Origin of the sequence: Frondihabitans sp. PAMC 28766, from assembly GCF_001577365.1 — a bacterium.
GTDB lineage: Bacteria > Actinomycetota > Actinomycetes > Actinomycetales > Microbacteriaceae > Frondihabitans.
Window position 1 is genome coordinate 69,709 of the sequence record NZ_CP014514.1, and the last position, 19,422, is coordinate 89,130.

The window sequence follows — 19,422 nt, forward strand, 5'->3', positions numbered from 1 at the left end:
CGGAATCTAAGCAGACGCTTTCAGCACATAGATATGGGAACTTAGGTGTGGCGAAAAACTGTGGAGTTGATCGCTCAATGGCGGCGTTCTGTGATCGCTCCTTGGCGGGGCCGCTCACCCGGCGCTGCGTCGCAGCTCCCGGTAAATGGTCGTCCGCGACACCTGAAACAGGTCCGCCAGTTCGGCCTGGGTGTGCTCGCCGGCGTCGTGCACCTTCCGCAGGTGTTTCTGCTGCGCTGTGGTGAGTTTGGGCTGCTTGCCCTTGAGGCGGCCGTTCGCTTTCGCAACCGCCATCCCTTCCCTGGTCCGCATCCGGATCAAGTCGGCTTCGAACTCTGCCACCATGCCGAGGACGTTGAACAGCAGCCTGCCCACCGGGTCGGTCGGGTCGTAGGTGCTGCCGCCAAGGCTGAGGACGACACCCTTCTCGGTCAGCTCGTCGGCAATATCGCGAGCGTCGGGTAAAGACCTCGCGAGCCGGTCAAGTTTGGTGACGACGAGAGTGTCGCCGGCACGGGTCGCCGCCATCGCCTCCCGGAGACCCGGCCTTGCCCGGTTCGTCCCGGTGAGGCCGTGGTCGACGAAGATCTGCTTCTCACCCACACCAAGGGCAAGCAGACCGTTTCGTTGGGCGGTGAGGTCCTGGTCGTTGGTCGAGACCCGGGCGTACCCGATCTTCATTCCCGTCATGAAACCATTGTTGCAGTTATCCCCCCTTCACCGTGCATTTCATCGTACGGGTCATACGTACATGGGTCCACCCAGTACTTTCCTGGACTCCCAAAATGGGTTCGGTGGGAGCGGTGGTCGTCCGGCTTACGGGCACTGTCTGCACGCGCTGCTGCCCCCCGTTGGCCGCAGAGCATCGTCCTAACGACTCGCATAAGGACGCGCCTACGCACCCGGTCACAAGATGGGAGTCTGGCCCAATGACTGAGAAACCAAGCCGCGCGCGCCGCGCGCTGGACTACATGGGCATCACAGAATCGCCGGCCGACAAGGCTGCGCGAGCGCGGAAGTCACGCTCCTGGTGGATTTGGACCCTCGCGACCGCGATCGTCGTCGGAATCGTCATCGTGGCTCTACCTACGCTTCACGTCTTTTAGCTGAATTGGCCATCCGCCCTGGAGTGTCGCGGCAAGCGTTCCCCTCCAAACGCCGACCGAGACGGACGTTGAGGGTTTCCGGTCGTGCTCGGCGAGCGTCCTCCACGGTGCAGTCCGCACACTCCGGGGAACCAAGATGATCCGGACTCCTTGCGGTCAACTCCCGCAACACGGAGGCGGCCGTCTTGACGCCGTCTTCGACGGGAATCGCAGGTCGCCTCGGTCACGTCCTCGCTCCGGATCTTGTTCTGAATGATTGACACAACCAAAGAATCGCGCTTGTATTGGTGAACCGATACAAAAGGGGTTCATGTGATGCAGCCATGGTTTCTCGGGGTGATGGCGATCGTCGCAAGCGTGTTCGTCAGTGCGGGCATCATCCGCGTCCTTCGACGCGCCCACCAGGTGGGTGCCGCCCATACCGGCAGTGCCCTCATAATTCGGCGGGCTATGGCCGTGGGGTTGGCGGCGGGGTTGCTGGCGGCGGTGATATTCGGGATTGCGCAGGTCCGTTCCGACTCCGGGTCGAGCCCGTTCTATCTCCGCTTCTTAGATCAGGGCCCGCCCGATGTATTCGGCTTCAGCCAAGTGTTCGCTCCCCTGATCGGCACGGTCGCGGCCGTGCTGGTCGTGGTGTTCACCCGACCGGCTCAGGGCCGACAGCTCTCCGTCCGGACCACTGACCTCTCGCAACGCAGGCAGAAGCTGTTGTCCTTCGCGAACTTGCTCCCCGTGACGGTCGCACTGGTGCTACTGGTGCTTGTCATCGTGGCGTTGTGGACGACGATGGTCGGTGAGAGTGGGAGTACCTTCGCCTGGTCCCTGGACGTGACCCAGGGCGGCACCACCAACGAGGCCGAGGGATTCGATGGCTGGTTCACCACCGCGGCGATCACAGCCAGTGTGCTGGTCGCCGCCCTTGCTGTCCCCGCCTTGGTCCTCCTGGAACGGTCCCCGGGCCGTGGGAACGACGCCACCCAACACGAGGACGCTCTCCACCGCGACACCTTGGCCCGCGCAGTCGTCGCGATCACCATCACCGGATTGTGCATGGCCATGGGGTCCCTCCTCTGGCACGCCGGGGCCACAACCTGGACGGAGTCGTTCTTCCCCATCGTCGGCGACTGCCACAGCACCGGCCCCGGCTCATCGATGTGCAGGCAGGTCGGGATGAACTACGCCCAACCCGCCCACCTCATCGGCCTCATCGAGATCATCGCCGGCATCGAAACTTTCGGACTCGCCACCCTGATCCTCCTGCGACTGGCACGGGACCCGGCATGATCCAAGTCGACGACACCGACCCCACCCCCGTCTTCGAACAACTTCGGGTGCAGATCTCGAACCAAATCCGGTTAGGAACCCTTCCCACCGACGCTCGCCTCCCCACCGTCCGCCAACTCGCTGCCGACCTCCGTATCTCCCCCGGAACCGTCGCCCGCACTTACTCCCTCCTCGAAGCAGACGGGCTCATCGTGACCCGGCGAAGCGCCGGCACCCGGGTCAGCATCCAAGCAGATAACTACCCGCACATCCTCGATGCAGCCCTCGACTTCACCGCCACCATCCGCCAACAAGGCCTCACCCTTGAACAAGCCATCCTCGCCGTCCGAGCAGCCTGGGAAACCGACAGCGACACGAACGGATGACGTTGGTCAACGTACCCAGCGTTCTGGCCGCGAACCCGGATCGAATCAAGCTCAGGTATGGCCAGTTTCATTCGCTGGTCACCTCGAATGCGTCTTCGGACCGACGAGCAAGCCGGCCCCAGTCCGTAGCTTGGGCGCATGGAGGATGACCGATCGCGCGCTCGCATCCGAGCCGGCAGGGCGATTTCGGCTGCCTCGCTGATATTCGGTGCTGGCACGATCACGTTGCTGTGTCTAGGCACGTGCGCTGACGTCGACGTCTACGTTCGCGGAGCAGCAGGCTGGGACTTTGGAATCATGTCGCTCCTGCTTGCCGAGATCGCTGCATCCGGCCGGGCATTCCTGTGGCTGCGCGCCCGGCGCAATCTCTCCGTGCGGCGAGGTCTGGCTCAAGTCGGAATCATCCTGGCCGTTGTCTCAGGGACGACTGGGGTGATCGGCTATGTCGGCCATCCGGTATTTGTCAATTCAAGTGAGACGTGGTGGTGGGTTCGGGTTTGGCTGGTTCGGTGCGTCGGCGGGCGGGGTCGTTGATGTGCGCGATAGTCGGTAGTTTCGTGGCGTTGGGCCTGCGGGTGAAGCGTTCGGGGTGTTCGGCGTGGGCGGTGTCGAGGGTCGCCTGTCGTCGGTCGCGGACGGTGTCGGCGGTGCCGTGGTGGATGGACGCCGGGGTGTACTAGCCGATGCCGGAGTGGTAGTGCTCGTGGTTGTAGTAGCTGATGAAGCTCTCCATCCAGGCGCGGGCGTGGCCGATGCTGTCGAACCGGTCGGGGTAGTCGGGCAGGTACTTCATGGTCTTGAACTGTGCCTCGCTGTAAGGGTTGTCGTTACTGGTGCGGGGCCGGGAGTGGGAGCGGGTGATGTCAAGATCGGCCAGCAGCGACGCGAGGGGTTTGGACGTCATCGCCGCGCCGCCATCGGCGTGTAGCCAGCCGGGCCGGTGCCCGGTGTCGGTGACGGCCTGCTCGACGAGGTCGGCGGCGAGGCGTCCGTCTTCGACGTTCTCGATGCGCCAGCCCACGACATAGCGGGAGAAGATGTCCAAGATCACGTAAGCGTGGAACCAGCAGCCCTTGGACGGGCCACGCATCTTCGTGATGTCCCACGACCACACGTCACCGACCTGGTGGGCGACGAGTTCCGGGACCGCCCTGGGCGGGTGGGTCGCTTGCCGGCGGCGTTCCCCGGACTGCCCGGCCTGGGCCAGAATGCGGTGCATCGTGCGCGGTGAGCACCAGTAGCGGCCCTCGTCGAGCTCGCGGGTGTAGACCTGCGCGACCGAGACGTTCGCGTACCGGTCGCTGTCCAACACCGCCAGCACGCCGGCGCGTTCGGCCGGGCGGAGCGCCGACGGGTGCGGGCGGGGAGCCTCGGCCGGGCCGTGGACTCGTGGCCGGGGATGCACGATCCGGTGATGCGTCGCCCGTGACAGGCCGATCAGAGCGCACCCGGCAACGACCCCGAGCATGCCAGTGATCGCCGCCACGGACTCGACCTGCCACGCGACCCAGCTCTCACGGCTCATGACGCGTTCCTGGACGAGAGAGCTTCCAAGAACGCGACCCCTTTTCCCAGCACGTCCAACGCTTCCCTGGCCTGGGCGAGCTTCACGTCGCGGTCGGTGACGGTCTTCTCCAACACCGTCACCTGCTTACGCAATCGGGCGATCTCGGTCTGCTCCGCCGTGCGTGACGTGCTGCCCGGACGGGGCCCGGGACGCGAAGCACCCAGCGTGCCCGAAGCGATCTGAGCACGCCACTCCGTGACATGCGAGTCATACAAGCGCTCCCGGCGCAACACGGCACCCTTAGAACCAGTCGGTGCTGCGTCGTACTCGGCCACGATCTTCCGCTTGTACTCGGTCGTGAACGACCGCCTGGCCGAACGGCCAGCACGAGGCGCGTCCTCTGCCGTGTCCGCGATGGAAACGGACGGCGTCGCAATATCAGCCGGCGTCATCGCAGCAGCTGCCGCAGGCGTCGTCATCGTGGTCATGATCATGCTCCTCAGGGACCACGCCCCAGCCAAACTCCCGGGTTCCCCGGCGTCTCACTCAAGTCTGGCGGATAGGGATCTGCTACCGACGTACACCGACGTCGCCGCCTCCTGCCATGGAGAGCCAGGCGTGACCGCTCGGGAAACGAACACGTTCCTCCACGCACGAGGAACCCTCTATACGCGGCAGAGCATTTTCCTCCTGCGGGCGCCGGGGTCTGAATACGCACCATCCATTGGCACGAAGCCTGCCGCTGCCGGGTTCTTCACATCGACTTGTCATTCCGACGGATCCATCACCGTCGAGTTTCCGACATCCGGGTATGCGACTCCCATTCCACCGATCACGATTCGCGGTAGGTAGCTCGAAACGCGCCGGTGTCGGAAAGCGCTGACCGCCTCGAGGCCATTGCCGACAACTACGTGCGCGTCGAGATCGATGGATCCTCCGCCGATGGGGCAATCCTTGCGCCGCCCACGTCATCGCATCCGGTGACCTAGTGGGCGATGAGCGTTGGTCACCGTGCACGCACAAACGGCCACCTATCGACGCGACTCACAGGCCTCGGGATCCAGCCGGCGAGACGTCTTACAACCCTAGCCTTTCAGCACGGATTCCATGGCTGCAGTAGACGCCCGCGGGTGAAGGTGACGATCCGGGCCAAGGGTTGGGTGACCACCGCGCTAGACCACGCTACGGGGCATGACCTCGTGTTCGCGTTGACGTCCAAGAAGACGGTGGCGGGCATTGACCGCGGTACCGCCAGGGATGAAGCCTTGATCTGCTGCGCGGGTGGGTTAAGCGGCGGTGAGTTGGCGCCGCAATGCGATGAGCCCGTCGCGCAGGCTGGTCTTCACGGTATTCACGGGGATGCCAAGCCGTTCGGCGGTCTCGGCACGGGACAGGTTGTGGTCGTAGGTCAACTCGATCACGGCACGGTGCTTGGCGCTCAGACGCGTCATCGCCCGTCGCGCGTCGTGGTACTCCATCGACGTCTGCACGTTTTCTGTCACATGGTCGAAGGGATGGGCGGTGTCGCGGATACCGATGGCCAGGTCACGGTTGCGGGATGCCTGGGATGCTCTGACCCGGTCGATGGCACGCCGGTGAGCGACGGTAAGAAGCCAGTTGATGGGTGAGCCTTTTCCGGAGTCGAACCGGGCGGCGTGCTGCCAGAGCTCGAGATACACCTCCTGCGCCACCTCTTCGGATTGGGCAGAGTCCTTCAGCACGCGTCGGATCAGGTTGAGGGTGCGAGCGCAGGTGTGGTCGTAGAAGGACGCGAACGCCGCCTGGTCGCCGTGTCCGATGAGCGTGAGAAGCTCGTCCGACCCGGCGGTGCGGGCAGGGGTGGCTGACGTTGTCATGGACTGTTCCTGTCGAGATCGGCAGGGTTTAGGCCGAAAGAGTCGGGCAACCCAGTGTCACCCGTCGAGTCGACACTACGAAGGACCTTCCTACTTCTCGAACCCCAGTGCGGGGTACAAAGGGACCGAGGGTGCCGCAAGGTTTACCGGTGGTCTGGATAGGTCATTCCGCGGCGACGGCTTGTGTTGCGTGTGAAGCCCCCCGGAATGGGGGTCCTTAGACAGGTGTCCGCCTTTAGGGGACATCTAGTCTTGATCTACTCCCGGTGCACGATCGAGCCACGTTTGACCGGGTGGGATGACCCGAATTCTTCCCACCCTGACTCGTCCCCCGGGGATGTCACTCCTGACACCCGTGGAGATCCCGAGGACACTGCGCCGACCCGAATCGGTGCAGTGCCCTCGCGTTGAGAAAGCTCACCTATGACCGCGTCAGCGCCCTTCCCTGTCCTGCCTACACTGGGACGCTCCACCACTGGTCTGATGAGGGGGCGCACGGTCACGCGGTCGTCGCTGGCCGGGAATAGGTGGAGCATCACCGAGACCATCGGCACCCTCCACATCGGGCACGGCACCTCGTTGCCGTCAATGATCTCTACGCGATCTCTGCCGTGTCCGGGAACAGTCCCCGAAGTGCCGCCTGGCCGACGCTTCTTGACACACATCTGCACACGGCCGCCTAAACCTCGTCCCCCTTTCCCCCTGTATACGGCTGTCATCTGGGACCGGCTGTGCACCCCACCACTCTTGATAAGCGGGAATTCGCTATGACCCTGACCCACGACAACGTGTCGCCGGGCCCGACCACCGGACAGAAGGCAGGCAATCTTCTTACCGCCATCGCGTCCGGCGACACGGTCGCCTTCGGGTTGCTTCATCAGGCTTGGGCGGGAAAGCTCTCTGGCACGGTCCTGCGGATCCTTCGGGACCGGGCACAAACCGAGGAAGTGATCCAAGACCTCTTCCTGGAGGTGTGGTTGCACGCCGACCGGTTCCAGGCCGACAAAGGCTCAGCCGCCGGGTATCTGCGCCGGCTAGCGACCTCCCGGGCAATCGACCGTGTCCGAGCGTCGCAAACCCACCGCGACTACACCCTGCACGCCGGCACCGAACACTTCTACGCCAACACCGCAGCGCTCACCCGTGTCCACGATGACTGGGCCCTCCGGCATGACGTGCGGCAATCCCTCACCCACCTCACCTTCCTGCAACGTGAGGTCATCGAGCTGGCGTACTTCCAAGAGCTCACACACGTTGAGATCGCGGACCGTCTCCGCGTACCGGTGGGGACGGTGAAGTCCAGGATCAACTCCGCCCTCACGAGCCTCCGACGAAACCGGTGAGTTCTAGCGATCGTGGCAACACCGGCTACTTCCAGGAGTCGTGTTGTCGAAACGAATTACGCAGAAAATGGTCGGGCCGACTGGGAAGACGGACGAGCGCGCCAAGTTCATTGAGTGGATCCTGGTTCCCGAAAGTGGATGGCCCGCGGGTTGGGGGCAACAGCCACCTGTGTTCCTCGTGCCGGCTGATCTACGCTCGCATGCAGGGCATAGGCCCCTGGGGGCAGTAATGGGCATGTTTGGGCACGTCGGACGAATCGTCCGTAACAACCCCGACGAGGGTCCGTCCCGCACCATCACCACCCACCTCATTGAGCAGGTAATCGCACGCGGCTACGCCGGAACCGCTTTCCTGTTCGGCGCCACGAGCATCGGGCCTGCCTTCACAGGGCAGCCCGTGATGAACCAGACCTGGGCATGGGTCTTCGGGCTCACCCTGTTCTCCGCCCTGACTTTCAGTGCGATCGCGGGCCTCGCGATCCGTCAGGTGCGCCTCGCCGCGATCCTCGTGGCCGTCCCGTACCTGCTGATGGTGGTGTCCTGGCCCTTCGCCGCGACCGACATCACACGCGTACAACCCACCACCCCGTGGATTTGGGGACTGTGCGGGCTCGCGATGGCCGCGGCCGCCGTCGGATTCAACGAATGGGTCGCGGGGATCTACATTTTCGTCCTCTCCGCCACCTGGGTTTTCATTCGGCTCACCCCTGCCGGCGGTGAGGTCGGATACGCGCGAGCGTTCCAAGACGCCGGCTACACGTTCCTCATCGGCACCACCGTCCTCACAATCACCATGCTGCTTCGACGCACCGCCACACACGTCGACCACGCCTACACCGCCGCGACCACGAAATACGCTCGAGCGACCAAGGAACACGAGTACGAGAAACAACGAAACACCGTCGACGCTCTCCTACACGACAGCGTCCTGACAACATTGCTCCAGGCCTCCCGCGCCGACACCCCCCAAACCCGCCGGTTAGCAACACAAATGGCATTCCGGTCCCTGAACGTCATTGCCGACACCGAAGACGACTTCGACCGCCACCACGCCCCCCTAACCGCGACCGAAATCACTGACCGGTTCGAAGCCCTGAAAACACACCTCAGCATCCCAGTCACCCTCACCACAACAGGCCCATCCGATCACTCAATTCCCTTCACCGTGGCCGAGGCCCTCTTCGCCGCCGCCGAACAAGCCCTCGTCAACAGTGCCCAACATGCCGGACCCACCGTGACCTTCCGCACCATCACCGTCACCTGGACCCACACCACCGTCACCATCACCATCACCGACGACGGGAAAGGATTCGACACCACACAACGGTGCGACCGGCTCGGCGTCCGAGTCTCGATCATCGAACGAGTCGAGACCATCGGCGGCCACGTCACCATCAACTCCCACCCAGGACACGGCACCCGCACCACCCTCACCTGGACCCCACCCACACCCCAAAACCCCAACAACCCCACCACCACACGGTGACGGTTTGTCACCGCGCCTGCCAACACCGCCACTCAGCGATCAACCCCACATGCTTTCGGCCAGCGAGGGAGATGCGAAACAGCCCCGGGGCGAGGAGACTTGTAGGGCATCCACCTTCAGCGGATCATGATTGGCGGGACCCATATGGCAACCAACTACCGGCTCATCAAAGCCACCCCGGAAGCAGTGTTCCGTGTTCTTGTCGATGGGTGGTTGTTCCCGAGCTGGGTCGTGGGTGCGTCCCGCATCCGGGATGTTGACGCATCCTGGCCGGACCCGGACTCGAAACTGCATCACTCGTTCGGGGTGTGGCCTTTGGTGATCGATGACACCACCAGCAGCGTCGAATGGGACCCGCCACATCACGCGACGTTTCAAGCCCGCGGCTGGCCGATCGGTGAAGCCGAAGTCACCATCGACATCCAAACGCGCCAAGACGGCTGCGTGGTCCGGATGCACGAGGACGCCGCCCGTGGCCCCGGGCGTCTCGTCCCGAAACCCGTCCGCGACATCGGGCTCCTCATCCGAAACCGGGAAGCCCTGCAACGCCTCGCCTGGCTCGCCGAAGGCCATTGACCACAACCTTCCCCTCGGACCCGTTTCACCGGTTCTATGGGCGCCGCCTACTGTGACGGTCGTGACCAACCTGCACCACTTCGACCCGGATGGTTCCACGAACATCATCTTGGACAACAAAGAGCGCCGCGAGAACCTCAGTCACGGGTTAGCCACCGGACGTGTCAGCGAAGAGCCCCACCACGACAGCGACACCACCTCAGGTGGCGACCCGCGTTCGAAGCGGTCACCATCCTCGACCCGCCCATGCTGACGCGATTGCCCCATCGACCCCCGAGGAGGAACCTGATCCCTCGCAGGGGCAACCGCGATGGGTACCCAAGAACGAACGCCAGGTCGCGAACCTCCCGCAGTGCGCGATGAGCGTTCCCCTACGCGCACCCTCCGGCAGTCGAAATTGGCGAACGGTCAACGTCCGGCGTGCGCACCTGCTCAGGCATCGTTCCCCGGGGGTCGAGACGGCCATAGGGGGAAGTGAGTCCTCGAGGGCTCCAGCTCGGACAATCCACCGATGTGAATCGCGAGACGAGAATTCATCTATCGTCGATGAGATGACCGTCATCACCTGGTGGCTCGGCCGCGGGCCCAGGCCCGAGAAATTCCGGGAGCTGTTCGTCGCCCCGTTCAACGCGTCCGGATTCGATATCCGCGTCGATCTCGTCGACAAAGGCGCCGCCGCGCAGACTGCGGTGCTTGCGGCCCTCGAAGACGGCACGGGGCCGGACATCTTCATGATCCCGCGGACCGGGGACTTCGTCTCGCTGGTGAAGTCGGGCCGCGTCCTTGCTCTGGATGAAGCTGCGCACCGGTTCCGCTGGGACAGCCGAATCCTGAAGCCGGCACGCGATCTCGGACAGGTCGACGGGCACCTCTTCGGAGTGCCCCGAAGCCTTGAGACCATGCTTCTTTACTTCGATCGGGCGCTCTTCGCTAAGCACCAGTGGTCTCCCCCGACGACTGCTGTCGAGCTCCGAACCCTGGCAGACGAGATGATGGCTGAGAACATCGTGCCGTTCGGCGCCGGCTCGGTCGACTTCCCCGGATCATGCGAATGGTATTTGTCGCTGATTCTGAACCATGCGGCCGGACCCGCGGCCGTGAGAAAGGTCCTGCGGGGCGATCTGCCCTGGACGTCCCCGACCTTCGTGGAGGCCTTGACTTTGTTGAAAGAATGGTTCGACCGTGGCTGGTTCGGTGACGCGTACTTCACGCGGACGGCGCCCGAGGGCTTTGCCGACATCGCCACCGGCGTAGCCGCAATGGCCCCCACGCTGACCTGGGCATTCGACGACGCACGCACGGTTTTCGCTGGGCGAGAGGCGGACATCGGGGTGGCTCCCTTTCCCTCTCTCGGCCCTGCCGTTCCCACGCCGACATACCTCATGGGTACGGCGAGCATCCTCTGCATCAATTCTTCCAGCGCGCACCCCAAAGCCGCAGCCGCCGTTCTGGATGCCCTCTTCGCCGCCGAGGTACGTCGGCGCTTTGCGCAGCGGCTCCCGGGCGACTGGAATCTCCCATTGACGGACTCCGACACCGTTGCCCTCAAAGAGGTCGCGACTTCGCAGTTCGCTGCGACAACGACTGCCCTGACCGACGCCGTCGCCGACGGGTCATTCGGCTATGCAACCTGGACCTTTCTTTCGCCGACGGCAGAAGCCGCGAGCATCGACAACTTCCGAGGCATGATCGACGGCGTCGTGAGCCCGGTCGACTACCTGCGCGCCATCGAGGCCGCCTCCGCCATCGACGCTGAGAACGGAGTGAGCATCACAATCCCCTAGCCACCATCCATACTCGATCTTCCCTCGTGCACCCACTCCGAACGATGAAGGTTCCTCGGAGTGCGCCGGCCGACACAAGGTCGCGATTCGGACGGGCAGGTCACGCGTCAGCTCGTCGGGCGTAGGCCCGGTGCGCTTTTTCACGGGCGCCGCAGATGTCTGTCGAGCACCAGTGACCCGCATTGTTTTTGGACCGGTCGTAGTAGGCCCAACGACAGATGCTGCGTTCGCAAAGCTTCAGACGCCGCCATGAGCCATCCAGGATCGCGGCACGGATCGCGTCCACAGCGCGGCCGATGACGGCGTCCAGTGCACCCTTCCCCGCGCTGACGACAGCACCATCGCGAACCACGACGGTGAGCCTCGCCGAATCAATAAATGCCGCGACTTGATCTGGAATGCGGACCCCACCTTGAAAGACCCAGTCACGGAGGGCATCGCGGAAAAGCATCAAGCGGAGTCGATCCACTTCGCACGCGCCCGGAATCCCCCACGCAAGGACCCAGGCGCCTGCGTGCTCCTCATCTAGTTCGTCGATACCAAATTCCAGGTCCGCGGTATTCACAAAAGCCTGAACGAAAGCCAGGCCGCCCGGAGCCGGGACCCGCCCTCCCGGCTGACCGTTGCTCATGACAACATCATACGACCGAAACGTCTTTGCTCGCGTAGCGTGCACTTACTATCTAAACCATTTAGCTCGTGAGAGGCATCGGGATGTTCACCGTTCTGCTCGGCTTGTCGGGTGCGCTCACTTACGGCTTCGCGGACTTCCTCGGAGGGCTTTCCGCCCGCCGGACTCGGCCCCTGGCAGTGACCTCGCTGACCGCAACCATCGGCATTGGCCCCCTTCTCCTCGGTCTCGTTCTCCTGGGCGGTCGCTTCACACCGGGCGCCCTCATCTGGGGTGCTGTGGCCGGGGCATCCGGTTCAGTCGGCGTCCTGCTCTTATACACGGCGCTGTCGATCGGGCCCATGAGTGTGCTGTCGCCGGTCACGAGCGTGTTCAGCGCGATCCTGCCCGTGGTTGCCGCGGTCGCGTTCGGAACGCGCCTGTCTCCGGTCGCGATCGCGGCAATCGTCGTCGCCATCCTGGCGGTCGTTCTCGTGAGCGTCAGCCGCAACACCTCAGGGGCCCACGTGACTCTCCGCGGTCTTCTCATGGCCGCGGTCGCCGGCTGCGGGTTCGGTGGGCTTGTCCTTGCGTATGACATGACCTCTCCGGCTGAGGGGGTCGCCCCTCTCGTCGTCGCGAGGGCGGCACAGGCACTCCTGATGGTCGCGGCACTGCTCATCACGAAGCGGCGGAGGGCCCCAACCTCGGCACCCGGGTCGCAGACGCCCACGCTCGGCCGCAGCTTCTGGCTCATGGTGATCGCCTGCGGAGTCCTCGACGCCGCGGCGAACGTCTTTATCCAGGCCGCGCTTCACGTGAGTCCCACGCCGACGACTCTTCCCACCGTCAGTGTCCTCAACGCGCTTTACCCGGTCGGAACCATCCTCCTTGCGAGCATCGTTCTGCGCGAACGCCTCACCATGATCCAGCTCGGCGGCATCTGCCTCGGCATCGCCGCCAGCGTCACCCTCTCACTCAGCTGAAGACGTCGCCCACACCCCGCAGAGAACCTCGCCGGAAAGCATGAGGTTCCCCGCCGACCCGCCCCCTTCATGCACGGTAACCGTTCAGCTTCCGGACAAGGGCAGCATGGTCACGTCCCGTGGGGTGGTGAGCCAATTTCGACGAGCTCCCGTGCCGCTCTCGAGCCGAAAGTTACCGCGTCGTCCCGACCGGGGGCACACTGGCGACCATGAGTGTTTTCCCATCGGGTGACCAGTTCGAGATACGACACGGTGAGCAGAGGGCCACAATCGTCCAAGTCGGCGGCGGAATCCGGTCCTACACGCACTCCGGTAGAGATGTGCTGCAGCCGTACGCTGCGGCTGTGATGCGCGACGGCGCCCATGGGACACCACTGATCCCCTGGCCGAACCGGCTCGCCGATGGGCGGTACACGTTCAACGGAACCGACTACCAAGTTGCTCTCACCGAGCCCACCACACACACCGCAATTCACGGCTTCCTGTCCTGGCGCCCCTGGATCGCCATCGAGCATGAGGAACATCGTGTGGTGATGGCGGTCCGGCTATTCCCCCTCGAGGGGTACCCCTTCGTACTCGACGTCCGCATCGAGTACACCCTCGGACCCGACGGACTGACCGTCACCACCACAGCGCGCAATTCCGGTCAGAACACCCTCCCCTATGGCTGTGGGCAACACCCCTATCTCTCCCCCGGCGCCGCCGGCCAGGTTGACGACTGCATCCTGCAGCTCGAGGCGACCACCCGCATCACAACGGACCCCGAACGGGAGTTGCCCACCGGCACCGAACCAGTCGCGGGGACAGCCTTCGATTTTCGGGCACCCAAAAAGATTGGCGACGTGAAGATCGACTTCGCATTCACCGGCTTAGCCCGCGACAGTGACGCTCGCGCATGGGTGCACCTGACCGGTCAAGACCAACAAACCGCGTCGTTGTGGGTCGACCACACCTACTCCTTCATCGAGCTGTACACGGCGGACACCCTCGAAGAACCCCGACGCCGGAAAGGTCTCGGATCCGAACCCATGACCTGCCCACCAAACGCCTACGCAACCGGCGAAAATCTGATCCGGCTTCCATCAGGAGAGTCGATCACAACAACATGGGGAGCACGACTCTCGGATACCTCCACGCTCGGAACAAAATCCTCTCTCTGACTAGCCTCCAGCCACCGCCACCGGCACGGCCTCGATTCCGATCCCGATCTTCCGGTGAGGGTTCTTTTGCGGTGTCCTTCCTATTTATCTGATGAAGGCGTCCCTCCGGGTGTTCTCCGAGATTGACGCGTCCGCCAACTCCGCCGCCGCCAACTCCGGGCCGGACCGCTACGCCGGGATCGCGTTTCCCCGGTTGACCCGTCTCGCAGCCACCGCACCCGAGGCACCGCCAGGCCCCTCGGTCGTCGGCTGCGTCGCGCTGCTCATGCCCTGTTTCCTGCCTTTTAAGAGCTTGGACTCATTTTTAGGCCCGTTCCCCCTCGAGAACACTCGACCGCCGGGGGACCGATGCCAAAATACCGGCGAAAATAGATTCGATCAGCAGATGGCGGGTTTGTCTCGTTGATTGTGCCGGATGTGAGATCCGCAAGGCCAGCGAGGAGGGTGATGGATGTCCGGTCGTCTGCCGTTCGCTTCGCTGCTCGTGCTTGCTGCCGGAACCTTTGTTGCTTTGTCAACTGAGCTTCTACCGGTGAGCCTGCTGCCTCGGATCGGCCACAGTTTTGGCGTGAGTGAGGGAACTGCCGGGACCCTCGTGTCGGTGTATGCCATCGTGGTGACGATTGGCTCCATCCCGCTGGGCGTCGCCTTGGCCTCGCTATCTCGTCGGTGGACGTTAGCCATCCTTGCGGCAGGGTTCGCAATCGCGAATGTGGGATTTGCGTTCTCGACCAATTTCGTCGAGGCAGTCGTGTTTCGAGCGGTTGGCGGCGGGGTGCATGCCGCCTTTTTCGGCATCATTTTCGTCACTGCTGCAGAGCTGTCCGGGCCAGCACGCAGGGGTGTCGCGTTGGCGATCATCGGGTTAGGGGTCACGTGCGGCCTCGCGTTCGGGGTTCCGCTGGGCACAGCTCTTGGCGCAGTATTTGGCTGGCGCGATATCTTCCTCGTCGCAAGTGGCCTCCTGCTCATTGCCGCCGCCCTCTTTGCCATCCTTCTTCCTCGCTCCAGACCGGAGCCGCAGTCCGGGACTCGCGACCAGGTGAAGACTCTTGCTCGACGACCGGTGGTGGCATCGGCGCTGCTGATCACGCTTCTTCTCACGGGTCACTATCTCGCCTACACCTACATCGCCACGTTCCTTCATCACGTCGGCCTCAACCAGGGTGGGATTGCCGCAGCATTCTTCGCCTTCGGTGTGTGCGCGGCCGCCGGCTCCGCACTAGCTGGCATCGCCCACAAGGTCGCGCCGCACCTAGCCTCGGCAGTCGCAGCACTTCTGATTTCTGGCGCACTCGCCCTCATAGGGCTCGGAGTGCAGCCGCAGTCCTCGTCGGCGCTCGCATTCGTGGGAATGGGGGTATGGGGACTCGGCTACGGCGCGTTGGTTCCGCTGATCCAGAGCATCGGGATAACTTCCTTTGTCGGGGCGGAGCGACTTGCGCCCAGCGTCATCAACTCGAGCTTCAACCTGGCCATCTTTGCTGGTGCGACTATTGGGGCTGCCGCGCTTTCGATCGGACCGCCGACGGTGGTGGTTCTCGCTGGCGCGGTACTCGCAGCATTGTCAGCGGCTTTGCTGGGGCGCCAGTCTCGCACTCGACACGGTTGACGGGGCGGCAGAACCCTGGCTCACCGATAAAAAGGGGGACCAGAGTGTCGGCGACGTTCGAATTTGGGGCCGATGCGGCGGGTGAATTCGAGGCCACTGGTTCTGGTTTCTAGTGTGCCTGTTCTTGGGTTTTGATGCTGGGGAGGCTGTCGATCCCGCGACCGCGGAGACGGTAGCTGGCGCCTTTGAGGGTGATGACGTCGGCGTGGTGGACGATGCGGTCGATCATCGCGGCGGCGACGGCTTGATCGCCGAAGACACCACCCCAGCTGGAGAACGCGAGGTTCGAGGTCAGGATGAGGGAGGCGTGCTCGTAGCGGGACGAGACAAGTTGAAAGACTCCCTGGCCGGGAACACCGGCCATGGGCCCAGGTTCGCCGCGTCTTGCTCGATTGGGAGGTAGCCGACTTCGTCCACGATGATCAGTCCGTAGCGTTTCAACCGGGCCAGCTCGGCGGGGAGGCGGCCCTGCTGGTGGGCGGTGGTGAGGCGTGTGACCCAGTCGGTCGCGGTCGCGAACAGCACCCGGTGCCCGTTGCGCGCGGCAATGATGCCGAGCGCGGTCGCGAGGTGAGTTTTCCCGGTGCCAGGAGGCCCCAAGAGGACCACGTTTCGGGCCTCGGTGAGGAACCCGCCCGAGGACAGGGCGCCGATGGTTTGCCGGATGGTGGGTTGAGCGTCCCAGTCGAAGTCTTCGATCGTTTTGTGGGCGGTGAAACCCGCAGCGCGGATCCGCAGCTGGGCGCCGGAAGCATTCCGGGCGGACACTTCCCGTTCGAGCACGGCAGCGAGGTAGTCCTCATGGGTCCAGCCGGCGTCTCGGGCTTGGTCGGCGAGCCGGGTTGCGGCCTCGAGGATCCGCGGCGCCTTGAGGGCCCCTGCCAGGTAGGTGATCTCTTTCAACGCGTCGGTGGGCGTGGTCATGAGATCGCTCCGGTCCCGGTCAGCCCGAATGCTCGGTCGTAGTCGGCCAGGTCTCGAGACAGGTCCTCGTCCGGGACGACCGCACGAGGCTGTTGGAACTGCTCCCGCAGGATCTTTGCCGTGGCGACGTGGGCGGGGTCGGTGATCGTGGCGCCGCGAGCCCAGACCCGGGCGTGCTGGGTGATCACCCGGCCTTCGAGCCGGACTCGGACCTGGTCCAGGTCCGCGGTGACATCCACGAGGCGACCGATCACTGTCGGGTCGACGGAGTAATCGTTGGAGTCCACTCGGACGTAATAGTCCCGCCCGAGACGGACCCTGTTTCTCCAGCCCACCTGCAACGCGACGGGCGGCAGGGGCAGCATCGCGGCCCGGTCCGCGTCCAGACGATCCACCGGCCGCGTTTTCACGGTCCTCACGATCCTCGAGTTCGCAAGGTTCAGCCAGTCGGTGAACTGCATGTTGAAGTCTGCCGGCGACACGAACGTGCGGCCTGGCATGAACGACGTCTCGAACCAGCCATTGCGGCGCTCCACGATCCCCTTCGATTCCGGATCCCGTGGTTTCAGCAGCACCAGCCTCGACGCCAGCATCCCCATGAATTCCGCCACCCCGGCCGCGCGGCGCGGTCCCCGACCGATACCGGCCTCGTTGTCCCAAATCAGCCGCCTCGGGACCCGACCCAACTGCTGAAGCAATTCCCACGACCCCAACAGAAGATCTTCCGTGTGTCTCGTCGGGATCATCCGGCCCAGGACGAACCGTGAATGCGCGGGCGTGATCACCAGCACCGGCAACAGTTTCGAGGTCCCGTCCTCGAGGGGGATCTTCTTCGGTGGGAACCAGAGGTCGCATTGCGCGGCGTCTCCTGGCTCCCAGACCAAACGATCCGCCGGGTCCACGCGGGCCTGCTCAGGGCGCAGGCCCCGGATGTTGTCACGGAACCAGGTAATCGATCCCGACCAGCCGACGCGTTCCGCGATCACCGTGGCGGGCATCTGCGGGTGCTCGGTCAACAAGGACCGCACCCGCGCCTCGAAGGGCGAGAACGACGTCTCCTGCGGCGGCCGCTCATATTTCGGCGGACTCGTCGACGTCACAGCCCTCGCGACCGTCGCCCGCCCGATCCCCAAATCTTTAGCGACTTGCCGCTGCGGGACACCGTCCGCGACAAGCCTCCTGATCAAGGCCCAATCTTCCAAAGTAATCACCCATCCAATCTGTCTGGGTGGCCTCATTTTCAAGCGTCCCTATGGCCTCATATTCGAACGTCGTCGACATCCGTGGCGAATCCTCAAATACGAGGACTTCCTCGGTCGCGACATGACCCTCGTCCCCGCCAACACCACGGAAGAACCGGGCGACGTCCTGATGACGGGCGGAGCGTGATGACAACGTCACGAATGGCTCCGCCACGCACCTCCGGGGACGATGCGGCAGCTTCGGCGCATGCAAAAACCTATCGGGCCGGCACCGAATCCGCTCCCTACCGGTCACGGCTCCGCTCGTTCGGTGTCCTCTTCGTCGCGGGGAGCGTGGCCGCATTCACCGGGCTTGACCTCCTGCAATGGAGCACCGCCCTGGCGTGGTTCACCGCCACATATTGCGGCCTCCTCGCCCCCGCAGCACTCGTCGCCGCAATCTGCGCCCTCCGCCCCTCCTGGGTCAACATCCACCCCCGGCACTCCCCCGCCCCTCAGGCGGAGAATAAGTTCTGCACACACCGAAGCATCACCACAACCAACCCGTCTGGAAGGACCACACCATGACACCCGCCGATCACAGCCCCCTGACCCGGCTCAAAGACACCGACGAAACCGTCGACACCACCGAGGAAGACATCCGAGGACGACGCGTAATTGACAAGGACGGCCAGGATCTGGGGAAAATCGATGCTCTCTTCATCGACGACAAAGAACAACGGGTGCGCTTCCTCGAAGTCACCACCGGCGGGTTCCTTGGGCTCGGTAAAGAGAAATCGTTGATCCCCGTCGATGCGATCACCCACATCGACCCGGAAACCGTCCACCTGAACCAGACCAGCGACAAAGTCGCGGGGGCACCGGCCTATGACCCGGAGCTGATAGAGGAGCCCAGCAACTTCTACGAAAACACGTACGGGTATTACGGCGTTCTCCCCTTCTGGGGCTTCGGTTACGCCTACCCCTCCTACTCCGGCCGGACGGGTGAGGATCCGCGACGCGCGTGATCCGGCCGGCGCTTTCGCCGGTGGGGTCTGAGATACGGATGCGCCTACTCGGTAGCCCGTACCACCGCCGGTTCCCTCACAGCATTGACAACCAGGCGTATGAGATCGCGCCGATGGGTCATGGTTCGGGTGGGTCTGGTGTCCCAGCGGTAGCGGGTCCAGGCTTCTCGGATGAGTCTGCGGGTGGTGATGATCGCGGCGGCGAGGGCGATGAACGCGTCGATGACGCGGGTGCGGCGCTCGGTGCAGATCTGGAGCTTGCGGAATCTGCGGGTGTGACACGAATTCGTTCTCTCCACGACCCAGCGGGCGCCGGTTTGCAGCGGAGTGCCCTTGGTACTGATCACCCAAGCGCAGCCGAGCGTACTCAGCAGTTCACGGGTCTTGCCGGAGTCGCAGGTGCTGTCGGCGATCTTCACGTACGCGGTGCCGAGTACGAGTACTTGCACGAGCTTGTCGAAGACGACCCGATCTGCGATCCGCGGGCGGTGCCCACCGAAGGGGTGATCATCGATGACTGGCGGAATGAGCGCTTCGAACTGGGCCCAGATGGGCTCGATGAGGAAAGAGTAGGACGGTAGGCACGAGGCACTCCTGAAAAGCCACGGAATCTT

The 19,422-nt window shown here is 64.0% G+C and carries 19 protein-coding genes and 1 pseudogene; 12 read left to right on the plus strand and 8 right to left on the minus strand.

The window, feature by feature from the left end; all coding sequences use genetic code 11:
• Nucleotides 1-114 precede the first annotated feature (114 nt).
• The gene (locus AX769_RS21025) at nucleotides 115-681 is read right to left on the minus strand and encodes a recombinase family protein (protein WP_066284248.1); all 567 of its coding nucleotides are present in this window, start codon (nucleotides 679-681) and stop codon (nucleotides 115-117) included.
• Nucleotides 682-929: 248 nt separating this feature from the next.
• Between AX769_RS21025 and AX769_RS24340 the strand changes: the two genes are divergently transcribed.
• From AX769_RS24340 to AX769_RS21035, 3 genes are all read left to right on the plus strand, one after another.
• Nucleotides 930-1,106, plus strand: a complete 177-nt coding sequence (locus AX769_RS24340) for a hypothetical protein (RefSeq protein WP_157887849.1) — start codon at nucleotides 930-932, stop codon at nucleotides 1,104-1,106.
• 312 nt (nucleotides 1,107-1,418) lie between these two features.
• Entirely contained in the window at nucleotides 1,419-2,390 is a 972-nt protein-coding gene (locus AX769_RS21030) for a hypothetical protein (protein ID WP_066284249.1), read from the plus strand.
• On the plus strand, nucleotides 2,387-2,755 hold the full coding sequence (locus AX769_RS21035; RefSeq protein ID WP_066284251.1) for a GntR family transcriptional regulator: 369 nt from the start codon (nucleotides 2,387-2,389) through the stop codon (nucleotides 2,753-2,755). The genes AX769_RS21030 and AX769_RS21035 overlap by 4 nt, the downstream gene beginning before the upstream one ends.
• Before the next feature lie 676 nt (nucleotides 2,756-3,431).
• Here AX769_RS21035 and AX769_RS21040 read toward each other — a convergent pair.
• From AX769_RS21040 to AX769_RS21050, 3 genes are all read right to left on the minus strand, one after another.
• Nucleotides 3,432-4,280, minus strand: a complete 849-nt coding sequence (locus AX769_RS21040) for a DDE-type integrase/transposase/recombinase (protein ID WP_082764147.1) — start codon at nucleotides 4,278-4,280, stop codon at nucleotides 3,432-3,434.
• The gene (locus AX769_RS21045; RefSeq protein WP_239452097.1) at nucleotides 4,277-4,750 is read right to left on the minus strand and encodes a hypothetical protein; all 474 of its coding nucleotides are present in this window, start codon (nucleotides 4,748-4,750) and stop codon (nucleotides 4,277-4,279) included. The genes AX769_RS21040 and AX769_RS21045 overlap by 4 nt, the downstream gene beginning before the upstream one ends.
• A 798-nt stretch (nucleotides 4,751-5,548) precedes the next feature.
• The gene (locus AX769_RS21050) at nucleotides 5,549-6,118 is read right to left on the minus strand and encodes a sigma-70 family RNA polymerase sigma factor (RefSeq protein ID WP_082764148.1); all 570 of its coding nucleotides are present in this window, start codon (nucleotides 6,116-6,118) and stop codon (nucleotides 5,549-5,551) included.
• A gap of 731 nt (nucleotides 6,119-6,849) precedes the next feature.
• Between AX769_RS21050 and AX769_RS21055 the strand changes: the two genes are divergently transcribed.
• The 5 genes from AX769_RS21055 (at nucleotide 6,850) to AX769_RS21070 (ending at nucleotide 11,307) form a co-directional block, all read left to right on the plus strand.
• Nucleotides 6,850-7,461 carry a sigma-70 family RNA polymerase sigma factor gene (locus AX769_RS21055; RefSeq protein WP_157887850.1) on the plus strand — a complete coding sequence of 204 codons (612 nt, stop codon included), beginning with the start codon at nucleotides 6,850-6,852 and terminating at the stop codon, nucleotides 7,459-7,461.
• A gap of 169 nt (nucleotides 7,462-7,630) precedes the next feature.
• Nucleotides 7,631-8,947, plus strand: a complete 1,317-nt coding sequence (locus AX769_RS21060) for an ATP-binding protein (protein WP_157887851.1) — start codon at nucleotides 7,631-7,633, stop codon at nucleotides 8,945-8,947.
• A gap of 144 nt (nucleotides 8,948-9,091) precedes the next feature.
• Nucleotides 9,092-9,523, plus strand: coding sequence for an SRPBCC domain-containing protein (locus AX769_RS21065; protein WP_066284466.1), 432 nt, complete (start codon nucleotides 9,092-9,094; stop codon nucleotides 9,521-9,523).
• 61 nt (nucleotides 9,524-9,584) lie between these two features.
• On the plus strand, nucleotides 9,585-9,776 hold the full coding sequence (locus AX769_RS24345; RefSeq protein WP_157887852.1) for a hypothetical protein: 192 nt from the start codon (nucleotides 9,585-9,587) through the stop codon (nucleotides 9,774-9,776).
• Nucleotides 9,777-10,074: 298 nt separating this feature from the next.
• Nucleotides 10,075-11,307, plus strand: a complete 1,233-nt coding sequence (locus tag AX769_RS21070; protein WP_066284259.1) for an ABC transporter substrate-binding protein — start codon at nucleotides 10,075-10,077, stop codon at nucleotides 11,305-11,307.
• Between the two features lie 100 nt (nucleotides 11,308-11,407).
• On the opposite strand, the gene AX769_RS23365 is transcribed toward AX769_RS21070, so the two are convergent.
• Entirely contained in the window at nucleotides 11,408-11,938 is a 531-nt protein-coding gene (locus AX769_RS23365) for a CGNR zinc finger domain-containing protein (RefSeq protein ID WP_082764150.1), read from the minus strand.
• A 68-nt stretch (nucleotides 11,939-12,006) separates the two neighbouring features.
• Here AX769_RS23365 and AX769_RS21075 point away from each other — a divergent pair, with 68 nt between their 5' ends.
• The 3 genes from AX769_RS21075 (at nucleotide 12,007) to AX769_RS21085 (ending at nucleotide 15,675) form a co-directional block, all read left to right on the plus strand.
• The gene (locus AX769_RS21075) at nucleotides 12,007-12,903 is read left to right on the plus strand and encodes an EamA family transporter (RefSeq protein ID WP_157887853.1); all 897 of its coding nucleotides are present in this window, start codon (nucleotides 12,007-12,009) and stop codon (nucleotides 12,901-12,903) included.
• Between the two features lie 209 nt (nucleotides 12,904-13,112).
• Nucleotides 13,113-14,063 (plus strand): aldose 1-epimerase family protein, encoded by a 951-nt coding sequence (locus AX769_RS21080; protein ID WP_066284261.1) that lies wholly within the window; start codon nucleotides 13,113-13,115, stop codon nucleotides 14,061-14,063.
• Between the two features lie 451 nt (nucleotides 14,064-14,514).
• Entirely contained in the window at nucleotides 14,515-15,675 is a 1,161-nt protein-coding gene (locus AX769_RS21085) for an MFS transporter (protein WP_082764151.1), read from the plus strand.
• Between the two features lie 109 nt (nucleotides 15,676-15,784).
• On the opposite strand, the pseudogene istB reads toward AX769_RS21085, so the two are convergent.
• Together istB and istA are read right to left on the minus strand one after the other, a co-directional pair.
• Nucleotides 15,785-16,599: pseudogene (gene istB, locus AX769_RS21090) on the minus strand (IS21-like element helper ATPase IstB).
• A complete protein-coding gene (gene istA, locus AX769_RS21095) occupies nucleotides 16,596-17,810 on the minus strand; it encodes an IS21 family transposase (protein WP_066284264.1) in 1,215 nt (404 codons plus the stop codon). The pseudogene istB and the gene istA overlap by 4 nt, the downstream one beginning before the upstream one ends.
• Before the next feature lie 554 nt (nucleotides 17,811-18,364).
• On the opposite strand from istA, the gene AX769_RS21100 reads away from it, so the two are divergent.
• Nucleotides 18,365-18,808, plus strand: coding sequence for a PRC-barrel domain-containing protein (locus AX769_RS21100; protein WP_066284266.1), 444 nt, complete (start codon nucleotides 18,365-18,367; stop codon nucleotides 18,806-18,808).
• A 44-nt stretch (nucleotides 18,809-18,852) separates the two neighbouring features.
• Here AX769_RS21100 and AX769_RS21105 read toward each other — a convergent pair whose 3' ends face one another.
• The gene (locus AX769_RS21105) at nucleotides 18,853-19,419 is read right to left on the minus strand and encodes a hypothetical protein (protein ID WP_239452099.1); all 567 of its coding nucleotides are present in this window, start codon (nucleotides 19,417-19,419) and stop codon (nucleotides 18,853-18,855) included.
• Nucleotides 19,420-19,422 lie beyond the last annotated feature (3 nt).